18 protein-coding genes are annotated in these 20,132 nt (G+C 38.3%); 9 read left to right on the top strand and 9 right to left on the bottom strand.

From position 1 onward, the window contains the following. Nucleotides 1–165 precede the first annotated feature (165 nt). The 7 genes from ABDW32_RS00300 to ABDW32_RS00270 all read left to right on the top strand — a co-directional run bounded on the left by ABDW32_RS00300 (nucleotide 166) and on the right by ABDW32_RS00270 (nucleotide 8,684). Nucleotides 166–903 carry an isoprenyl transferase gene (locus ABDW32_RS00300; RefSeq protein WP_343558539.1) on the top strand — a complete coding sequence of 246 codons (738 nt, stop codon included), beginning with the start codon at nucleotides 166–168 and terminating at the stop codon, nucleotides 901–903. Between the two features lie 115 nt (nucleotides 904–1,018). Then, a complete protein-coding gene (bamA, locus tag ABDW32_RS00295; RefSeq protein ID WP_343558538.1) occupies nucleotides 1,019–3,583 on the top strand; it encodes an outer membrane protein assembly factor BamA in 2,565 nt (854 codons plus the stop codon). Between the two features lie 390 nt (nucleotides 3,584–3,973). Continuing rightward, nucleotides 3,974–4,507 (top strand): OmpH family outer membrane protein, encoded by a 534-nt coding sequence (locus ABDW32_RS00290; protein ID WP_343558537.1) that lies wholly within the window; start codon nucleotides 3,974–3,976, stop codon nucleotides 4,505–4,507. Between the two features lie 104 nt (nucleotides 4,508–4,611). Continuing rightward, nucleotides 4,612–5,178 carry an OmpH family outer membrane protein gene (locus tag ABDW32_RS00285; RefSeq protein WP_343558536.1) on the top strand — a complete coding sequence of 189 codons (567 nt, stop codon included), beginning with the start codon at nucleotides 4,612–4,614 and terminating at the stop codon, nucleotides 5,176–5,178. A gap of 454 nt (nucleotides 5,179–5,632) precedes the next feature. Beyond that, nucleotides 5,633–6,304: a TetR/AcrR family transcriptional regulator gene (locus tag ABDW32_RS00280; RefSeq protein WP_343558535.1), complete on the top strand. Its 672-nt coding sequence runs from the start codon at nucleotides 5,633–5,635 to the stop codon at nucleotides 6,302–6,304. Between the two features lie 279 nt (nucleotides 6,305–6,583). Then, complete coding sequence (locus ABDW32_RS00275; RefSeq protein ID WP_343558534.1) at nucleotides 6,584–7,882, top strand: (Fe-S)-binding protein; 1,299 nt, start codon at nucleotides 6,584–6,586, stop codon at nucleotides 7,880–7,882. Between the two features lie 7 nt (nucleotides 7,883–7,889). Next, entirely contained in the window at nucleotides 7,890–8,684 is a 795-nt protein-coding gene (locus ABDW32_RS00270) for a (Fe-S)-binding protein (RefSeq protein ID WP_343559652.1), read from the top strand. A 471-nt stretch (nucleotides 8,685–9,155) separates the two neighbouring features. Here ABDW32_RS00270 and ABDW32_RS00265 read toward each other — a convergent pair whose 3' ends face one another. From ABDW32_RS00265 to ABDW32_RS00240, 6 genes are all read right to left on the bottom strand, one after another. Next, nucleotides 9,156–9,746, bottom strand: coding sequence for a TIGR00730 family Rossman fold protein (locus ABDW32_RS00265; protein WP_343558533.1), 591 nt, complete (start codon nucleotides 9,744–9,746; stop codon nucleotides 9,156–9,158). A 25-nt stretch (nucleotides 9,747–9,771) separates the two neighbouring features. Further along, nucleotides 9,772–11,169, bottom strand: coding sequence for an aldehyde dehydrogenase family protein (locus ABDW32_RS00260; protein ID WP_343558532.1), 1,398 nt, complete (start codon nucleotides 11,167–11,169; stop codon nucleotides 9,772–9,774). Nucleotides 11,170–11,208: 39 nt separating this feature from the next. Further along, nucleotides 11,209–12,285 carry an SO2930 family diheme c-type cytochrome gene (locus ABDW32_RS00255; protein ID WP_343558531.1) on the bottom strand — a complete coding sequence of 359 codons (1,077 nt, stop codon included), beginning with the start codon at nucleotides 12,283–12,285 and terminating at the stop codon, nucleotides 11,209–11,211. A 2-nt stretch (nucleotides 12,286–12,287) separates the two neighbouring features. Further along, complete coding sequence (locus ABDW32_RS00250; RefSeq protein ID WP_343558530.1) at nucleotides 12,288–13,562, bottom strand: parallel beta-helix domain-containing protein; 1,275 nt, start codon at nucleotides 13,560–13,562, stop codon at nucleotides 12,288–12,290. 27 nt (nucleotides 13,563–13,589) lie between these two features. After that, the gene (locus tag ABDW32_RS00245; RefSeq protein ID WP_343558529.1) at nucleotides 13,590–16,343 is read right to left on the bottom strand and encodes a TonB-dependent receptor plug domain-containing protein; all 2,754 of its coding nucleotides are present in this window, start codon (nucleotides 16,341–16,343) and stop codon (nucleotides 13,590–13,592) included. A gap of 76 nt (nucleotides 16,344–16,419) precedes the next feature. Beyond that, nucleotides 16,420–17,028 (bottom strand): TetR/AcrR family transcriptional regulator, encoded by a 609-nt coding sequence (locus tag ABDW32_RS00240; protein WP_343558528.1) that lies wholly within the window; start codon nucleotides 17,026–17,028, stop codon nucleotides 16,420–16,422. A 317-nt stretch (nucleotides 17,029–17,345) separates the two neighbouring features. Between ABDW32_RS00240 and ABDW32_RS00235 the strand changes: the two genes are divergently transcribed. Together ABDW32_RS00235 and ABDW32_RS00230 are read left to right on the top strand one after the other, a co-directional pair. Next, nucleotides 17,346–18,017 (top strand): DinB family protein, encoded by a 672-nt coding sequence (locus ABDW32_RS00235; RefSeq protein ID WP_343558527.1) that lies wholly within the window; start codon nucleotides 17,346–17,348, stop codon nucleotides 18,015–18,017. 4 nt (nucleotides 18,018–18,021) lie between these two features. After that, nucleotides 18,022–18,471 carry an SRPBCC domain-containing protein gene (locus ABDW32_RS00230; RefSeq protein ID WP_343558526.1) on the top strand — a complete coding sequence of 150 codons (450 nt, stop codon included), beginning with the start codon at nucleotides 18,022–18,024 and terminating at the stop codon, nucleotides 18,469–18,471. A 247-nt stretch (nucleotides 18,472–18,718) separates the two neighbouring features. On the opposite strand, the gene ABDW32_RS00225 is transcribed toward ABDW32_RS00230, so the two are convergent. The 3 genes from ABDW32_RS00225 to ABDW32_RS00215 all read right to left on the bottom strand — a co-directional run bounded on the left by ABDW32_RS00225 (nucleotide 18,719) and on the right by ABDW32_RS00215 (nucleotide 20,091). Then, nucleotides 18,719–19,066, bottom strand: coding sequence for a nuclear transport factor 2 family protein (locus ABDW32_RS00225; protein ID WP_343558525.1), 348 nt, complete (start codon nucleotides 19,064–19,066; stop codon nucleotides 18,719–18,721). Between the two features lie 545 nt (nucleotides 19,067–19,611). Then, nucleotides 19,612–19,875 (bottom strand): SemiSWEET transporter, encoded by a 264-nt coding sequence (locus ABDW32_RS00220; RefSeq protein ID WP_343558524.1) that lies wholly within the window; start codon nucleotides 19,873–19,875, stop codon nucleotides 19,612–19,614. A gap of 30 nt (nucleotides 19,876–19,905) precedes the next feature. Next, nucleotides 19,906–20,091, bottom strand: a complete 186-nt coding sequence (locus ABDW32_RS00215; RefSeq protein ID WP_343558523.1) for a hypothetical protein — start codon at nucleotides 20,089–20,091, stop codon at nucleotides 19,906–19,908. Between the last annotated feature and the right edge of the window lie 41 nt (nucleotides 20,092–20,132).

The following is a 20,132-nucleotide window of genomic DNA, read 5'->3' as shown; positions in this document are numbered from 1 at the left end:
ATACATAAAGCATCCATAACAAGATGCCAAATAATGATCAAACGGGTTAACCTTGGGAGGTAAAACATCGTTTGAAGGTAACATACAAAAAGCCAATATCTGGTTTTAACACATAAATAAGCTGTAAAAGGCTAAAAGGTGTTAATTTTATTGAAAATAGCAACAATGAGCTTTTTAGATCAAATTGATAACATTAAATTACCCCAACATATTGCTATCATCATGGATGGTAACGGTCGCTGGGCAAAACAAAAAGGTAAACTCCGTGTATTTGGACATCAAAATGGAGTAAAAGCAGTGAGAGAAGCTTTAGAAGGATGTGTTCAGGCCAACATAAAATTTCTAACGCTTTACGCTTTTTCAGCGGAAAATTGGAATCGCCCAAAACTGGAAGTGATCGCTTTAATGGAACTGTTGGTTTCCTCTTTAAAAAAAGAAATCAAGACATTTCAGGAAAATGGCGTCAGATTAAACGCAATCGGAGATATCAGCAAACTTCCGTCCAATGCGCAAAAGAAACTTCAGGAAACAATCGAGGCCACCAAAGATAACACGCACTGCACGCTCACGCTGGCCCTAAGCTATAGTTCCCGCCAGGAAATTGTTGAAACTACCCGAAATCTAGCTAAAAAAGTTCAAGCAGGAGAATTGGGCATTGAGGAAATCAATGATGACATTTTCTCCGCCAATCTTTACACCCGGGGCTTACCCGATCCAGATCTATTGATAAGAACCAGTGGCGAACTCCGAATCAGTAATTTCCTTCTTTGGCAAATTGCTTATTCTGAATTATGTTTCTTAGATAAGATGTGGCCAGAGTTTACAAAAGAAGATTTATTTAAATCCATTGTCGATTATCAACAGCGTGAAAGAAGGTTTGGAAAAACAAGTGAGCAGTTATAAATGATTTTATTAAATTTGTCAACTGATTTGAATAAAAAACAAGCTGGTTAAATTTTCTTAATTAACAAAAATTAACAACTGATTGGTGTACTTTAGCGCCAATAATTCAAGATAAATGAAGCGTATACTACCCGTAATACTATTTTTTGGTCTCTCGTCAATGCAACTTGTCTACGGACAGGAAAATGGTGCGTTCAACTTAAATGATCCCGAAAAAATCAGTTATCTCAACCCTAAAAACTATGTAATTAGTGCTGTTGATGTAACCGGAACACAATTTTTGGATAAGAACGTATTAATTACAATATCTAAATTGTCTGTAGGTCAATATTTGGAAGTACCAAGTGAAGCGACTGCAAAAGTAGTAAAAGACATGATGGCTCAAGGCCTCTTCGACGCTGTCGAGTTATGGGCAGAAAAAATTGAAGGCGAAAATATCTTTTTGACCATTCGTGTAGTAGAACGTCCCCGTTTGACGCGTATTGATATTAACGGATTAAGCAAAAGCCAAACCGAGGAAGTCCGTAAGCGTTTAAATAGTAATACCGGTAAGATTGTCAACGAAAACTTGATGAATACGACCCGTGCTACGATTCAACGTTTTCTAAAAGAAAAAGCTTATTTATATCCTGAAATTACATTAAAAACAGTTAAGGATTCAGCCCAAGCGAATAATGAGATCTTAATTGCTGACGTAGATAAAAAACACAAAGTAAGAGTCAAAGAAATGACCTTTACAGGCAACGAGCATTTTTCGCAAAAAGATCTGCGGAAAATGGCAAAGCCAATTAAACAAAAAATGTGGTACCGCATATTTGGTCCGGGTAAATTCAAAGAAGAGAAATACAAAGAAGGTAAAGAAAACCTGATCAAAAAAATGGCCGCCAAGGGTTATCGCGATGCGGAGATCTTAAAAGACACAATCATTCGGGACGGTGAGAAAAATGTATTGGTCAAATTTGATATTTATGAAGGCCCAAAATATTATGTAGGTAATATTGTGTGGACAGGAAATGCAAAATATTCAGATACCTTATTAAATAAAATTTTAGGAATCAAACGTGGTGATGTCTTCTCAGAGGAAAAACTGAACGCTAAATTGCTAGGTGGAGGCAAAAATTCAGATGACATCTCATCGATCTATATGAATGATGGATATTTGACTTTTTCAGTAGACCCTGAACAGACGCGTGTGTATAACGATACCATCGATTTAAATTTACGTGTATATGAAGGCGCGCAATATACCATTAACAATGTTATCGTAAAAGGTAATGACGTTACAAATGACCGGGTGGTATTACGTTCGATCTATACAAAACCGGGACAAAAATTCTCAAAAGAGCAAATTATGCGAAGTGTTCGTGAGATTGCCCAATTAGGGAATTTTGATGAGCAAAAAACAAATCCAGTTCCGAGCAATTTGAATTATGCGGAAGGTACGGTGGATATCGTTTATAATGTAACGGAGAAACCATCTGATCAGGTAGAACTTTCAGGAGGTTATGGAGCGGGACAGATCATAGGTACCCTAGGTTTGACTTTCAATAACTTTTCTACAAGTAACTTCTTTGATAAGAGTTCATGGAAACCGCTTCCTCGTGGGGATGGCCAAAAATTAAGTGTGCGTGGCCAGACTTCAGGTAAACGTTACCAATCTTATAGCTTCTCCTTCTCAGAACCTTGGCTAGGCGGAAAAAAACCGATCTATTTTGGTTTGAGTGCTTATACCTCTAGTTCATCCTATGGTGGATTCAACTATTACACCGGGGAGCAAATTGTAAAAGATTCGGAATTGAACCGCATTTGGATGACCGGTATTACAGCAACTTTAGGTAAACGCCTGCAGTGGCCAGACAACTGGTTCCAAGCTAATACCTCATTGTCTTTCCAACGGTATAAACTTCAGAATTATGGTAACTATTTCTTGTTTGATAATGGTACAGCATACAATATCAATTTAACACAGGAATTTAGCCGTAACTCGATTGATGCTCCAATCTACCCAACTTCGGGTTCGAACATCAAGTTTTCGGTACAATTGACGCCACCTTATTCCCTATTCAATAATATTGATTATAAGAATGGTACTCCACAGGAACGTTATCGCTGGACGGAATACCATAAGTGGAAATTCGATTCCCAATGGTATGCAAAAATTGTCGGAAAATTAGTTTTCAAAGCTCAGGCACAATTTGGTTTCTTAGGAAAATATTCTAATAAAACAGAAACGTCTACATTCGAACGGTTCAAAGTCGGTGGTGATGGTATGCAAGGCTTTGATTACCTTCAAGGATCTGAGATTATTGCAATGCGTGGTTATGCAAATGGTGTAATTATTCCAGAAGGCACACAAAATGTTAACGTAGCGCGGAATTCAGGTAGCCCAATTTATACCAAGTATCAAATGGAATTACGTCATCCGGTTATGTTAAATGACCAGGCTACGGTGTATGTACTGGCGTTCGCGGAAGCTGGAAATACCTGGAATAAGTTCACCGAATACAATCCATTTAAGGTACGTCGTTCGGCCGGTGTGGGTGCTCGTATTTTCCTACCTATCTTTGGTATGCTGGGGATCGACTACGGTCACGCATTTGACCCTATTCCGGGATTACCGAGCAGTACTTGGAAACAAAACTTTACATTTAGTATTATGCAAAATATGGGTGGATTTTAACCGAGGTTGATCCAATCATTCAGATATTCCTTATCGGGATAAAAAAGCTATCTGCAATTTCTGCGATAGCTTTTTTTATGTCTAGCCTTTAAATTTATTTATTCCGTCGAACACTGCATATCGCATAAATCTTCTTATATTGGAGGAGGTTTGCTTTTCGCAACAAAGGTTAGCCATCATGATCTCTTTGGAAATGTATAACAGGAAACGGCCAACAAGTTAAATAGTGTTAAACCCGAGAAATATCTGTTAGATTGCATCTTTTTTGTTATTTTTGAGCCGTAAATTTATTTAAGACGGCTTCTCAGATTAAACTTTTGGGCTCGGCCATTGTCATAAGGTAAATGAATGTTAAATAATAAATTATAGTCTATAAAACTTACAGGAAATATGAAAAAAATATTGTTAGTTATAGCTTTTGTAGTCGTTAGTGCTACAGCGACATTTGCGCAACAGCTTGCATATGTAGATTCAGAATATATCCTAAAACACATTCCCGAATATACCACTGCCCAAAAACAATTAGATGATCTTTCCAAACAATGGCAGGAAGAGGTAGATCAAAAATATGCCGAAATAGAAAAATTATATCAGGCTTATCAAAAAGATCAGGTCTTGTTAAACGAGGACATGCGCCGCCGTCGCGAAGATGAAATCGTTACGAGAGAAAAAGAGGTAAAAGATTATCAAAAACAGAAATTCGGATTTGAAGGCGAACTTTTCAAAAGAAGGGTTCAATTAATTAAACCTATTCAAGACCGCGTGGCAAAAGCGATACAAGACGTTGCTTCAGCTCAGAATTTTGATTTCATCGTGGACAAAGGCAAAGAATCCACTTTCCTTTATGCAAATTCAAAATTGAATAAAAGTAATGATGTCATTACAAAATTAGGCTATAAACCTAATCCTAGTCTTGCAAACTAAGCAGGAGTTTGTTATCATTGTGGACACAAGTAAAAAAAGTAGTAATTAATTAGAAAACTAAAAAGATTGCCATAGAGATGGCTTATTAGATTAAAATGAAAAGCATGAAAAACTTATTAAAAGGTGCGGTTGCTATAGTGGCAGTATTTTTCTCAACTCAATTCGCGAATGCACAGCAAAAGATCGGTCACATCAATTTTGCTGACATTATTCAATCAACTCCAGATTATAAAACAGCGGAAGCTCAATTGAAAACTTTGAGTGAGAATAAAACTAAAGAAATTCAAGGCATGGTCACAATTTTACAGACCAAACAAAAAGAAGGAACTGATAAATTACGTACCAGAAGCGAAGCTAACAAAGATACACTAGATCCTGAATTAAATAAATTAGGACAAGAAATCCAAGATATGCAAACTCGTATTCAATCATCACAACAAACTGCTCAAGAAGAATTGGGAAAAAAAGAAGATGAATTGATCACGCCTATCCAAAGAAAAGTAGCTGACGCTGTCAACGCTGTAGCGAAAGAAAAAGGAATGGCTTATGTATTTGATATCTCAAGCACAAATATTCCTTATTTCCAAGGTGGTGAGGATTTAACTGCTGCTGTAAAATCTAAATTAGGTATCTCGGCAACAGCTGCGCCTGCTGCACCTGCGAAAAAATAATAACGACATTATACGCAATAAAAAAAGGGATTATTCATCAGAATAGTCCCTTTTTTATTGCCCCTGCCCCGCTAATGCCAAATTAGAACAATTTACGACAAACTCGTTCAACGACGATCTAAATATCGAATAAAATAGTTTATTAAAAGGAATAAAAATCTGTTATACGATTTTCTTGCTTTTCCCAGCTAAAATTTAGATATTGTAGAAAAAATATACATCTACCCTAATGAAAACATCATGAGCCCAAATTTGTTTATTAACGAACGAATAGGATAACTCATGAAAGCTTCGTTGCTAAAAATGGTTTTATTCGTATGAAATTATCACGAGCTTAAATTAGCTCAAAGACTTATACGACTGAGTCTATGATAGCTTCATTCTTAGTAACACCGCCAAAGACAGTATAATGCCTTTGTAAATAAACTGGTAATGAATAAACAAAATTATTCTAATGAAAAAGAAAGTAACTGAGGATCGTCCAAAGAAAGAAAGAAAAGTAACATCGGGTCCCATCCGAGACAAGGAACGTACCAAAGCGCGGATGATCGCAGCAGTGGGAAAAGTCATCCAAAAGAAAGGCTACCATGCGCTGAACGGCCCGAATATCGCGTTGGAGTGTGGCTTAAATAAAGCACTCATCTGGAATTATTTTGGAGGCCTCGATCAATTAGTAGAGGCGTACTTAACACAAAAAGATTTTTGGCAGATTGGAGATAAAGGCGTGTTAGAGCAAATGATATCAAATCCAAATGATATTGATGTCGCTCTGGTAAACGAATTACTTAAATCCCAATTGAATACTTTTTTAAAGGATAAAACTAAACAGAAAATCATCCATTGGGGACTGGGTGAGAAAACTAAAGCATTAAAAAATATAGCTGATAGACGCGAAGTTCTTGGTGAAGAATTATTTAAACACGTTGATCCAAAATTTGAGCATTCAGAAACGGACATAAGAGCGACTCTCGCTATACTGGTCAGCGGAATTTATTACTTAGCTCTACAGGCCAAATCTACAGGCAGCACTTTCTGCGGTATTGACATCAATACGGAAGAAGGAAAAATCCGTATTGAAAAAACCGTTGAGAGAATCCTTAAACAAGCATTTGACGGTATAAAATAAATCATTTATCGAACAACCTTTGCCCCCGGGAATCATTGCAACTTCTTTGGGGGCTTCCTTTTCTATCCCCTTCTTCCTATTCTTTATTTTTTCCGAAAAAGTCTGTACTCCATCGGCCAGAAAAAACCTTTAGTTTATTTTCATAGCTGTTGTCGCTTATAAGAACATAAAGGTTTTTTCAGAAAATTACCTGTCTAAGCTTATTTTTTGATTTATTTTTATTATGTTAGCATAACAAAATATTATAGTATATTTGTTTTATAACCAATATTCGAGCATATGATAGGTCAGCTAATATTTGCGGTTTGTTTTTTAGGGGCATTATTTTTATTCGGTAAAAATGTGCAACAGATCTATAGCAATATCAAATTAGGGAGAGATTTAAATCGTTCGGACCGAGCTCCAGAGCGCTGGAAAACGATGATTTTAGTTGCTTTTGGACAAAAAAAGATGTTTAAGCGCATTACCCCGGCCATCCTACATTTATTTGTTTATCTGGGTTTCATTATTATCAATATCGAAATGCTGGAAATCATTATCGACGGTTTATTCGGAACCCATCGGATTTTTTCCTTCTTGGGCGGTTTTTATAACTTTTTGATTGGTTCATTTGAATGGCTGGCACTTGGTGTCCTTGTATCCTGTCTGGTCTTCCTTATCCGAAGAAATATTGTCAAAGTAAATCGTCTAAATAGTAGAGAACTGAACAACTGGCCCAAAACAGACGCTAATATTATTTTGATTACGGAAATTCTGCTGATGTCGGCCTTCCTGTTAATGAATGCGACGGATCTCAAATTACAGCTTTACGGATATGAACATTTTAGTTCCGTTGGTTCCTTTCCGGTAAGTCATTATCTATTACCCTATCTTCCGACCTCTACTAGTACACTGTATATCATCGAAAGGTTTTGCTGGTGGTTTCACATATTAGGCGTATTAGCTTTTTTAAACTATCTTCCCTATTCGAAACACTTGCATATCGTTCTGGCTTTTCCAAATACTTATTTTTCAAGTTTGGATGCGAAGGGGAAATTATCCAATATGCCCGCTGTCACCAACGAAGTAAAAGCAATGCTTGATCCAAGTTTTACACCTCCATCATCAGATACCATAGCGCGCTTTGGAGCCAAGGATGTGCAGGATCTAACCTGGAAAAGCCTTCTGGATGCCTACACCTGTACCGAATGTGGTCGGTGTACCTCGTCCTGCCCGGCCAATATTACGGGAAAACTGCTATCTCCGCGAAAAATAATGATGGATACAAGGGATAGATTAACTGAAGTAGGTAACAACATAAAGGTAAATGGAAGCTTTGTGGAAGATGGAAAGTCGCTGATCGATACTTATATCAGCCGCGAAGAATTATGGGCTTGTACAAGCTGTAATGCCTGTGTCGAGCAATGCCCTGTCAATATTAACCCTTTGGACATTATCGTAGAACTTCGACGATTTGCGGTTATGGAGGAATCTCAGGCACCCGCAAGTATCAACAATATGTTTGGCAACATTGAGAATAATGGTGCTCCATGGAAGTATGCACAAATGGATCGTGCGAATTGGACTCAACAACAATAGTTTAATGATGGAAAATGAATTAAAAGTTCCAACAGTCGCTGAACTGTTAGCTAAGGGAGAAACTCCCGATATATTATTTTGGGTGGGATGTGCTGGTAGTTTTGATGAGCGCGCTCAAAAAATAACACGTGATATCTGTCGGATTCTCAAGCATGTTGGGCTCAACTATGCAATTCTTGGAACAGAAGAAAGCTGCACAGGAGATCCCGCAAAAAGAAGTGGGAATGAGTTTTTATTTCAGATGCAAGCGATGATGAATATCGAAATATTGAATGGTTATGAAATCAAAAAGATTGTCACCGCTTGTCCACACTGTTTTAATACACTTAAAAATGAATACCCTGATTTGGGAGGTAACTATGAAGTTATCCATCACACGCAGTTGATCCAGAGCCTTATTGACGAAGGGAAGTTGAAACCGGCAGACAATACCATATTTAAGGGTAAAAAAATAACCTACCATGATCCTTGCTATCTAGGACGGGCAAATGAAGTTTACGAAGCCCCGCGAAAGGTACTTGAAAGTCTGGATGCGCAACTTGTCGAATTGAAACGTTGCAAAAGCAATGGACTATGCTGTGGTGCTGGCGGGGGCCAGATGTTCAAAGAACCTGAACAGGGAAAGAAAGATATTAATATCGAACGTATTGAAGAAGTTATAGCCGTACAACCACAGGTTGTTGCCGCAGCCTGTCCCTTCTGTATGACGATGTTAAAAGATGGGATCAAAATAAAAGAGAAGGAGTCCGAAATTGAAGTACTCGATATTGCCGAAATCACTGTCCGTGCAAATAAACTTTAAAAATTTCAATCGGGCAATCACCAGCATAAATTAATAAAGGCTTGATCCGAAGATCAAGCCTCTTTTTGTTGAAAGGAATTGCCTTTCAACATCGGTAAAAGCTAGCCGTCATAGGTTACCCTACCGGTTAAAATAAGGGTAACTATGCCCCCGGCTAGCTAACGAGGAATATAGGATATCCTCCATTCAACCAATGATTAACCATTTCAAAATTAGCGTTCATTTTCCATGCATTTATTGATAATTTCCGAGAAAATATTGATCAAATCCGAACTATTGAAAAAAAAATGTTTATTTTAAAAACGTTGAGGCTGCCATCCTAAAATTTGCAGCCTCATAAACAGTTTTTTATTTCAAGTAAGATAAACAAGATAGCCAAAGGGAGTTAGCATATTATCAAGAATAATATTAGAATTTAAATTGCAAGATTATACTGAAAATGAGCTTCTCATTAAAAAACAAAACGATCTCTCAGATCTCCTTGCTATCGATCCATTTTGGCACTGCAAGTGCCTTATAATTTTCCATCTGATCTAATAGATCTTCAATTGAATCGCTAATTAATAGCATTTTCCTGTTCTCCTGTCTTAAAAGCCCTTCATTAACCATATGATCCATAAACTTGATCAGATGATCATAAAACCCATCGATATTCAATATTCCCACGGGCTTTGCATGTAGACCGAGCTGTGCCCAGGTAATCATTTCAAAAAGTTCCTCAAGAGTTCCGAATCCTCCGGGCAAAGCTATTATTCCTTCAGCATGATCATTCATGATCCGTTTACGGTCATGCATACTATCCACTGTAATTAATTTTGTTACGCCGCGATGCTCTCTTTCTTTTGAGTTTAGAAAGTGGGGAATTACGCCAACGACCTCACCACCTTTTTCTAAGGCGGCATTTGCAACCACGCCCATTAATCCGGCGCGACCGCCTCCGTATACCAGCTGAATGTTTCGCTGCGCAAAGGTATAACCTACATGTTTCGCATGATTTTCATATATGCTTGAATTGCCCAGACTGGAAGCACAAAACACAACAATGCTTTTGATTTTATTCATATACAAGTATAAAAAATTAAGCTACCTAAATCCATTTTTTCAGTAATTTAAATATTATTTTTTTTCCTTGATATGGTGGATAAATCAATGTAGAGAGTGCATATTTGCATTGGCGCATGACAGCACGTTCGTGTGAAAATGCTTTGAAGCCAAAAAAACCGTGACAACTTCCCTGACCGCTACCATTAACACCGCCAAATGGCAGGTGAGGGTTGGAAACATGGATAAGTACATCATTGACACAAACACCGCCTGATGGAACTTGTTGAACAACCTGTTGAATGCTATGCTTGTTTTCGCTAAATACATACAATGCAAGAGGTTTCTCACGTCGATTTATGATAGAAATCGCTTCCTCCAATTTGACATACGTTATTACTGGAAGGATTGGTCCAAAAATTTCCTCCTCCATGATTGCATTATCCAATGAAACATCCAATAACAATGTCGGACTCAGTGTTAAATCCTCAGAAAGTATTCCTCCCTCTACCAGTTGTGCTCCATCCAGGACCGATTTCCTGATCAAATCGAGAAGACGATCCGCATGTTTCTGGTTAATAATTTTTGCGTAGACAGTAGGATCTATTTTACCGTCCATTGTAAAAAACATCTTTTTTACAGCATTTAAATAATGTCTTACAAATTCGTCCCGCCGATTTTCTTGGACAACAATATAATCCGGAGCAATACAGGTCTGACCAGCGTTGATCAATTTCCCCCAGGCCACTTTATTTGCTGCAGTTTCAAGATTGGCAGTTTCATCCAATATGACCGGAGATTTCCCGCCGAGTTCCAAGGTTACTGAACTCAAATGGTTGGAGGCAGCTTTCATAATCTGCTTACCAATCGTAGAACTTCCCGTAAAGAAAACATGGTCAAAAGGAAGCTTCAAAAGCGCTTCCGCAGTAGATTTCTCCCCTTCAATACACGCAATCTCTTTCACATCAAATGAATCGGATATCATCTTCTGAATCGCAGCGGAGGTATACGGACTGTGTTCAGACGGTTTCAGTACCACACAATTGCCTGCAGCGATTGCAGATACCAAGGGGCTCATGGTAAGCTGAAAGGGATAATTCCAGGGAGATATAATCAGCGCCACTCCTTTGGGCTGATAGACGATTGAACTTTTTGCCAACAGGTTGGTCACCGACCTTCCTACACTCTTGGAACGCATCCATTTTCGCAAATTACGAATTGCAAATTCGATTTCCCCGTAAATAAATAATACCTCACTTATTGCAGCCTCATTTCTTGATTTTCGCAGATCTTTCGCCAATGCTTCATAAATCAAATCCTCGTTGCTTTCAATCGCCCGACGCAATTTACGTAGCTTTTCTATCCTTTGTTGTGCATCACTATAGCGTAATTGGATTTTAAAAAGTTGCTGTTGCTGAAATATTGATTCTATTTGCTCAATCATGCTTTACTAATTAATATAAATCGAAAGGTGAATGTATTATTATTTTCTTCTGGGCATATTATCTATCCATTGCCGGATCAAATCTACACCTTCCTTATGGATAATACTTCGGGCTAATTCGGGCATTGCCGTCCCGGGTTCGGTACTATTCATCCGATAAAGCAAGATCGAATGCTTTGAATCTCCGGGTATGATATCAAAGTTTAAGCCACCTGCTCCCCCTCCGGCAGATACTGGTGCCTTATCCACACCTAAATGCGCTGGAGTATTCTCCTCATAACCGAGAAAGAGTCCGGTATTAAATGCGTCCCCCCCTTTTGTATGACAATGCGCGCAATTGATATCCAAATAAGCTCTAGCACGTTCTTCGATACTGTATTTTTCCGTATCGGTCCATACAGGCAATTGCTCAATATTCTTTAAGTCGGGCATATTTTTCAATAAACCTTTCGAACTCCAGCGAGCCAATTGATTGATGGTATCGCCCGAGCGGACAACATTCAGATTACGCGCTTTAGGCCCTATGGGCATTAGTTTCGACGAATTATTATGACAACGTTTACAATCATTGGTATTCGGCACCATATAATTTGTTGTATGTTTATTACCGAAGTTATCGACCAAAGTAATCGCCAGTTTCGCTCCTCTAATGTGTTTAACCGCTTCCGTTTGCTCTGCATTCCAAAGATAATTCATGACTTTCCAGTTATGATCTGCTGGATCTTTAACCAACAGCCGGGTTTCAATAACTATCTTTTGTCCCTGCACATTGATATAAGAGAAATTTTTAACAATTATCGTTGAATCAGGAAAATCCAAGGGCCCATGCGAAGCATATTCAATTGGTTTTCCCTGTGGAAGCACAATAAAACGATCTTTAACCGTATAGTCCGAAAAAAGAGGTGTACTTAACTCGTACGGAAGTACCCCCTCTTGTGGTATTAGATTATTTAGCTTGCCCTTGAAAAACCCATAATCAGACAGTTTTTCTTTAAATACGAACGATGTATTGGTTTGTTCTGATTTATTTTTCCCCTGTCGGCAGCTTTGTTGCAAAGTCAAAGAGAATACAGTCAAAACGATGATAACGGCAATGGACAATTTTATATTTTTCACGGTTATTTACATTGAAATGGTTTCATATTACTTGATGGTTTCCATTTATCTACTTGCCCTACATGTTTAAAGTCTGCTGAGACAAACATATTTTCGCCGGGTTGGTCAATACAAATAGAATCTGGATTTAAGGAAGTGCCATTGGTCATCATATTGCTCGTGATTCCATCGTACAGGATTGCAGGAATTCTTTTTACTTTGCGGCCAGGTTCAACTGCATTCAGTTGTGCTTCCGTAGCGATAATTAACTGACCAATACGATGCTCATAAGCTGGTTGCGGGAACTTGTCTTCCATCTTTATGGTATTGCCGTGGATCTTAATATGCGTAGGTATCGGCGAGTAGTTGGCATTGATGCGCTCAGCAGCTTTTTCATCTACCGCAAAACCAGAAGCGATGGTAATTGCCGAAGTATTATTTTTTTCAATCGTATTGTTATATATCTCAATATTTGAGGTGGACAGGATAATGATTCCACTTCCGGGAGAGGCGTTTCCCACCCCCCAAAAAGTACCAAAACTGCCTCCTTTCGCAAAATTTCTGAAATTGTTATCATAAATCTTGTTGCGATAAGCCTTCACACGCCCGCCCCGCTGAGATAGATCGGGTAAATCGAAAATCAGAAAGCCTGCAGTATTGCCGTAAAACTCATTGTCATAGACCTCGGCATCTGTTGTATTTTCAATTTCACAGCCAGCGACATTTTTGGATGCTTTACAATTTTTTACCACTACACCCTTGGTTTGTCCAACATAAATACCCGCATCGGAAGCCCCTTCTGCATAGCAGTTGTCAATCAGCACATTCTTACAGAGTACCGGGTAGATTCCATAGCCGCCACTGGTAGAGTCGGCCGAACTCCATATACTATGCAGATCTGAAATAATAATGTCCTGGCTATTGTTGATCTTTAGGAGATCCCCTTTTGAATCCCGGATCGTCATATTTCCGATAGTGAGTCCTTTCACATCAGTGATACGAATCCCCTCTCCCCCCTGCGTCTGTCCCGAAAAATCCACAATCGTTTTTTCATGCCCCTCGCCTTCAATTTTAATATGCTTTACCTGAGCGATACTTAGGTTGGCAAAACGATATCGACCTGCTTTCAACTGTATATTTGTACTATCTTTAATCGAAAGAAAAGCTTCTTCGATCGCTTCCTCCTGCCCCGGACCAAAAGTCAATACTTTATAGTCCGTACTTTGCTGATTCTTACAGCTCCAGAAGGAGAGCCCAATAAACAGCATTATGAATCTGTTTGCTACATTTCTTTTCATGATTTATCTTTTTACGATTTTATTTGGTTAAAAAATATTATAAGCATAAGTGACATAATACACCGCACCAATGCGAGGGTTGGCAATACCGGTAGAATAATACTTATTCGTAATATTGGTTCCACCGATACGAATGCCAGAACGCGCTTTAATAAACTTATAGCTCACCTGTGCATCAATGACGGTAGAACTAGGCACCTGCCCGGCCGCAAGCCCGCCAGACACAACATAATAATATCCGGGTTTATAACGAAGTGATGTACTAAAAGACCATACCTGCTTTTTACCAAAACCACTATTTCCAAATTCAAAGTTAAAGTGATAATTAGGTGTATTAAAATTATTGATCTGACTATTATTTTTATTTTTAAGATAGTCCGAGTAATAGTTTGCCTTGGTCATAAAATTCTTACCAAGATCTATACTCACACTTGCGGCATAGCCATACGTATTTACTGTTTCTCCTCCATTGAAAGCAACATTATATTGAACATAGGTCGCATGATCCTTAAAAGCATTGATATCATCAGTACCCGGTGTATTGGCGACATTGGCATAACCGATAAAATTTTTCCATGTTGAAAAATAGCCGAGCACATCAACCATGACACGCTTACCAAACATCGCTGCATATCCTAGTTCAAAAGCATTGACCGACTGTGGTTTGATATCATCAAATTTAAATTTTTGGAGTACTTTCGGATCATCTGTAGCCTGAAATTTTTGAACACTTTCCAATGTATACGGCGGATAACGGTCAAATTGATAATTATCAATCAATAAGAGAGAAGACCCACCAGATGAAAAACTATTATACCCATTTAATGTATTTTGAAGCGCCTGAATATTAGAAGGGAAACTGTACGCATTTTGATAAGAGAAACGCAAATAATTCTGTTTCTGCATCTCATAGACCAACGATGCCCGTGATGTAAGGCGCGGTTGAGCAAATAGGGTGTTTTTATCATATCGAAAAGAGGTAGCAATATTCAATCGTTCGTCAATCACCCGCTTTGCTAACTGAAGATAAGCACTGTATTCATTAACATGGATTGGTTTATCCTTATCCGGAAACAGTGTATTTTTAGAATTGAGGCTATACAGACGCCAGTTTATGCCGGCTATAACCTGCATAAATTTGATTTGATCTGAGAAATTATATTGCGCTTCGGCATTATATAACTTACTTCTATCCAGAAACAATGTTCCACCTTCAGAAATTGGCGTATTGCTAATGCTGTCTTTAAGTCTATCAAAAAGAGCGCTACCAAGTTCAGCTCGTCCCTGATCCGCCAAACTACGTCCTTGTAAATGGGCATCTGTAAGCGGCGCTCCTGACGCCAGCGCATTAAGAAGTCCGGCAGTATATTCTGGATACCAGCCGCCTACATTTCCATCGTAACTTGTCTTCCAGGATTCATTAATGTATTGGGCAGTCGGGCCGGCCACGAGTGTTTTACCTGAATTTTCCTGTGTCGTATAAGCCCGGACAAACCATTTGTCATTCCGTACCTCCAAACGGTATTGGCCTACTTTAAATCCTTTCAACTGATAGCGGGTATCATTGGTGTACACAATATTTCCTGTACCGAAAGTCGCCGACGCAATAGCTTCGATATCGGGTGAAATCTTATAGCGAAATTCACCATTTAACTTAAAAAGCTTTGCCCTATTATCAAGATACCCATACTCAGGATAGCCTGTCCGGGAAACATAATTTGAATGAGTAAGGAGAGGTTCAACAATTGGCGCCAAATCTGGATTTCCAGCAAGAGCAGCTTCCAGAAAAGGGTTAATATCTACCGAAGTCGCTCCACCGTACATATTGACACCATTATAATTGGGATCCGTTAGCGCTGTACCCAATCCATTTTTATTCGTCTCATCATTTGCCACCCAATCTTTTGCCTGTGTATATTGACCGTTGACCTTAAATGCAATCTTATCGCTCAGTTGTTTGGCATAGCGAATAGACCAATCATAATATGGCGATGCGGGAACAGGGTCATTATTCTTTTTAGCGTTTATATGATTGACTCCCTGAGTTACCAATACACTTAATCCCTGATATTTGAATGGATTTTTTCCGGTCGCGATCATGGTGCCATTGAGTCCCCGAGAGCCATATAGGGCGGAAGAAGCCCCCGACAGAAGTTCAATATTATCCACATCAAGCTGGGTCAAACCAATGACTGAGCCCAGTGGGAAGTTCAAGCCCGGAGCCTGGTTATCCATACCATCAACAATCTGCGTAAAATTTGTATTTCCACTTGTATTGAATCCGCGTGTCGTTACACTGGTAAAACCGATACTGGACACGGTCACATCCACTCCTCGCAGCCCCTGAAGCATATCCATGTAATTGATCTGCGCTGAATTACGGATATCTTTGGTACTGATCTGCTCAATGGTTACCGGCGAAGACAGTTTTGTCTGTACTGTTCGACTTGCGGATACCACCACCTCCTGTCCCAAAATCGGTGACACATCCAGCGGAATTTCTAATGGAGTGGCCGCATTTTCGACAACAACCTCACGCGATTCAAATCCGATCGCTGAAATAGAGAGAATGAGCGGTAAAGGTCTATTCGTCTTCAATTGAAAACGACCTCGATCATCCGTAAAAGTTCCTTCCTTGCCGTCTTTTACACGTATGGAGATCGCATAGGCACCTTCTCCGGTCAAGCTATTACTAACACGCCCATTTATTGTCTGCTGCGCAAACAGGGATAGTGGAGCGCAGATACAGAGAATCTGGATTAATAAGGTAATTTTTTTCATAGTTTATATTGGTTAGCGTATAATATTCGCTTCAATGCCTCACTTTACCCCATCCTTGATTCCCTGAAATAGGTCATCATTCTTGTTTTCTGATTCCCTTAAAAATTAAGGAAACCAAAAATTTAGTATCCCGAAGACTTTGCGCATAGTCGATCTCCACTTGCTTCTTGAGGATCGCCTGTTGCTCCGTACTATGTTTTAATGCATTCGCAAAATTGATCAGTACGGAAGCCGTATTTTCCGGTTCGGCCATATCCAGCTGCTCCTGTACAATGGCCTGTGTCAAAAGTTTCGTCAAAAAGTCTTTCTCTTGCAGCATCATTGCATCATACAGTTCAAAAAAACGAGGTAAAATCTTATCAAGTGATTCTACCGAAACCCTATTCATATTGAGTACATTTGTATAATAGTTCAACCTTGACTCCAGATAGAAGGCTATCTGGTTTTCTATCCCTTTTTTCTTTAATGTACTCTGTTGTAATGTACTTATAAAGGACTCTCCTTCACGGATGGCAACCTCTATAAAAATATCTTCCTTGTTCTTGTAATAATAATAAAGAGACGTTTTGTTCAGCCCCACCGCTTTTGCGATATCGTCCAATGTTGTCTTCTCTAAGCCGTATCGCTCAAAACATTCCATTGCGGCCTGACCAATCCGCACCTTAACCTGTTCCTTTTTGTTCATCTGAATTAAAGTTAGTTATATCTTTTCAATTTTCAAACATTTTAATAAAATGTTTGAAAATTGAAAAGATATAAAATGAATACTGTTATTAGTCGTTGAATAAGCAATTAGGGCAAACCTTTATCCCACCTACTCCTTATTAGGAATTAAATTTAACATTTCGTAGGTAGTTTTAGCGTTGTCATCCTAAAAAACATCGATTTTAAATGCTCATCTCCAATTATTTATTTTCTTGTCTTATGAAAAGAATAAAAAAACAAAAATGAATTATAATTGTAATGAGAACGTGACATTTTAACAATTTAAAAAATATAACTATGCAGCAGATTATGAATATGATAGCGATTGCCGGCTTGAGCGCAGTACTCCTTTCATCAGCTCCTTCCCAAGGGGAGACAGCAAATCAAAGCAGCCTTATTGAAGCGGCTGAGCGAGCCACACTTGTAGAAAGGCGAGAAGGTACGGACTCGCTATTGCAGTATTTCAACGAGACAAGCAAAGAACTCGAAAAACAAGTCGCAGGCCTGAGTGAGGCCCAGTTACAATTTAAACCTGCTCCTGACAAATGGTCGATCAGCCAATGTCTGGAACATATTGTACTTTCTGAACGAATGATATTTGATATGGCAAAAGCTGCTTTGACAAAAGCTCCGCAACCTGAAAGAAAAAGCGAGGTACAAATGACGGATAGCAATTTAAAAACGACTATTACAGATCGCAGCCATAAGTTTCAGGCTCCAAAAGAACTCCAGCCTAGCGGCATATACAAAGATTCAAAAACTGCTTTGGCTGATTTTAATGCCGCACGGCAACCCGTCATTGATTATATCAAGAAAGCAGATGCCAATGATCTTCGCAATCATATCAACGATTATCCAACAGGTGTCGTAGACGGTTACCAGGGTTTAATGTTTATTGCGGCCCATTGTGCCCGACATACCAAACAAATTGAAGAAGTAAAGGCGAATCCCAACTTTCCAAAACAATAAGACCATGAAGAAAATGAATTATCAGATCACAATCAGCGCTCCTGTAGATCACGTGTTTAAGACTATGCTTGGCAAAGAAACATACAAAAAGTGGACGGCGGCTTTTAATCCAACTTCTGATTTCGAAGGTAGCTGGGAAAAGGGTGCCAAGATTTATTTTACGGGCATCAATAAAGACGGTGAAAAAGAAGGTATGGTCGCTGAGATAGCCGAACATATTCCAAATAAATTCCTATCCATTCGTCATTACGGTATTTTAGACAAAGGCAAAGAGATTACCGAGGGACCAGCCGTTGAAGCATGGGCCGGATCATTTGAAAATTACACGTTCAGCGATCTCGATGGTAAAACATTATTAAAGGTAGACGTTGACACCAATGAAGAATATCTTGATTATTTTGACGAAGCCTGGCCAAAGGCTTTACAAATTCTCAAAGAAATCAGTGAGAAATAAAAATAGTCTATTGCTTTCTTCCGCTATGGTACAATTGAGGTAACTAGCCTTCTTCATGAGACACCAAAGAACTTTGGCAAAAATAATGCAGCTTTTTGAGAATAATAAGTCAGGTAAAAAATTTATAAATATTCTCAATAAGATTAAAGTGAAGACCTAAGACAACTGCTTACAAAATCAAACAATGCGAGCATATCGACATATATGCTAGCATTGTTTGATTGTTTTAGTTATACGATTTATGTTATTAATCTGTATAACAAGCAATCATTTTGTAAATTTTCCCTTCGTCGTTGTAAAACATTGTCTCTATGGCTTTTTTATTCATAACAGATTGGTAAAAAAGGGAGATACATCCGACCCCCGCCGTTATTTCATATAATTCAAAATGAAGGTCAGGCAATTTGTCTAAAGCCTTTTTCCAATATTCTGAAACTGCAGTTTTACCTTTTAAGTTTCCGTTTCCTGACCCTAAAGCCATTTTTATCATTGGAGTAATGATTTCAATATCATCCGTGTAATGATTTAGAATATTTTCCAAATTATGGGAGTTCCAGGATTCTATCCAATCTAAGGCAAATTTGTTTACATCCATAACACTATTTGTTTAGTAAATTATTTACAATCTATGTAAAAAAAATAAAATTAAGGCCCATATTCTCCAAATCTATAATAATTTACATTTCATGGCGATTTTAGGAAATAAATGATATATAACAACTCTTGTTAATCGTAGTTATGATATTATTAAATCCGGACAGAATGAAAGTACTTACATCAATACAGTATCATTGGGTTGGGCTTCAACTTTTCGCCTATGCATGTCTCAAATATGAAGGTGAAGTAGTTTTCTGAAGAAATATTTTATTGGATAGTTGAATTACCCATCAGTAATTTTTCAAGTTTTTTGTTAGGCCATACCTGCCTTAGGAGCATGTGTTAATTGTCTAATCATAAAAGTAGGGCGAAGAAACATACTGATTTAGATCAATTGGTATTCGTTAGCGCTGACCTATTATTGGCCTGTACTTATTCGAGGAATGATTTCAAATCCATCGCTATGATTTCAAAAACACCTAGTTTAATATTCACGATACCCAGGGAAGCATATGTTAAAATCCATATCGGTCATGCTCCTAATTAATCAGCATTATCCTTATACAAAAAATAGCAGATAAAAAGGCAGATATTCACCAATACTGCGAATGCGTTTGAGACAATAATCGGGTGTTCATTTTTCAGAACTCCATACCATACCCACAAAGAAAGTCCCAAAATAAGAATCAGAATCATGATCCATGACAAATCACCAACATTTTTTTCTTTAATAACTTTTATGAGCTGCGGGAGCATTGATATGGAAGTTAATATCCCGGCAGCAATTCCCAACAGATTTTCATTCATCGTTAAAATAAAAAATTATGCGAATTAAGATTAAGACTCATCCCTGGTATTCTTCACAAGTCCTATACCCGCGAAAAAGAAAATGAAACCAAGAAAGCCTACTACCCCTAATGTCATGTAAGCATTACTTTTATTGATTAGTTCATAACCTGTGTAAATTAAACCAATGATTCCAAGAACCGTCAGTATTGTTCCAAAAATGCGTTTAACGTTCATAATTATTTGTTTTAAGGTTATATATTATGCTGGAAAATGAA

This window comes from Sphingobacterium sp. (genome assembly GCF_039596235.1).
In the GTDB taxonomy this organism is placed as follows: Bacteria; Bacteroidota; Bacteroidia; order Sphingobacteriales; family Sphingobacteriaceae; genus Sphingobacterium.
The sequence above is the reverse complement of the archived record's forward strand: the minus strand, read 5'-3'. Positions and strand labels throughout refer to the sequence as shown.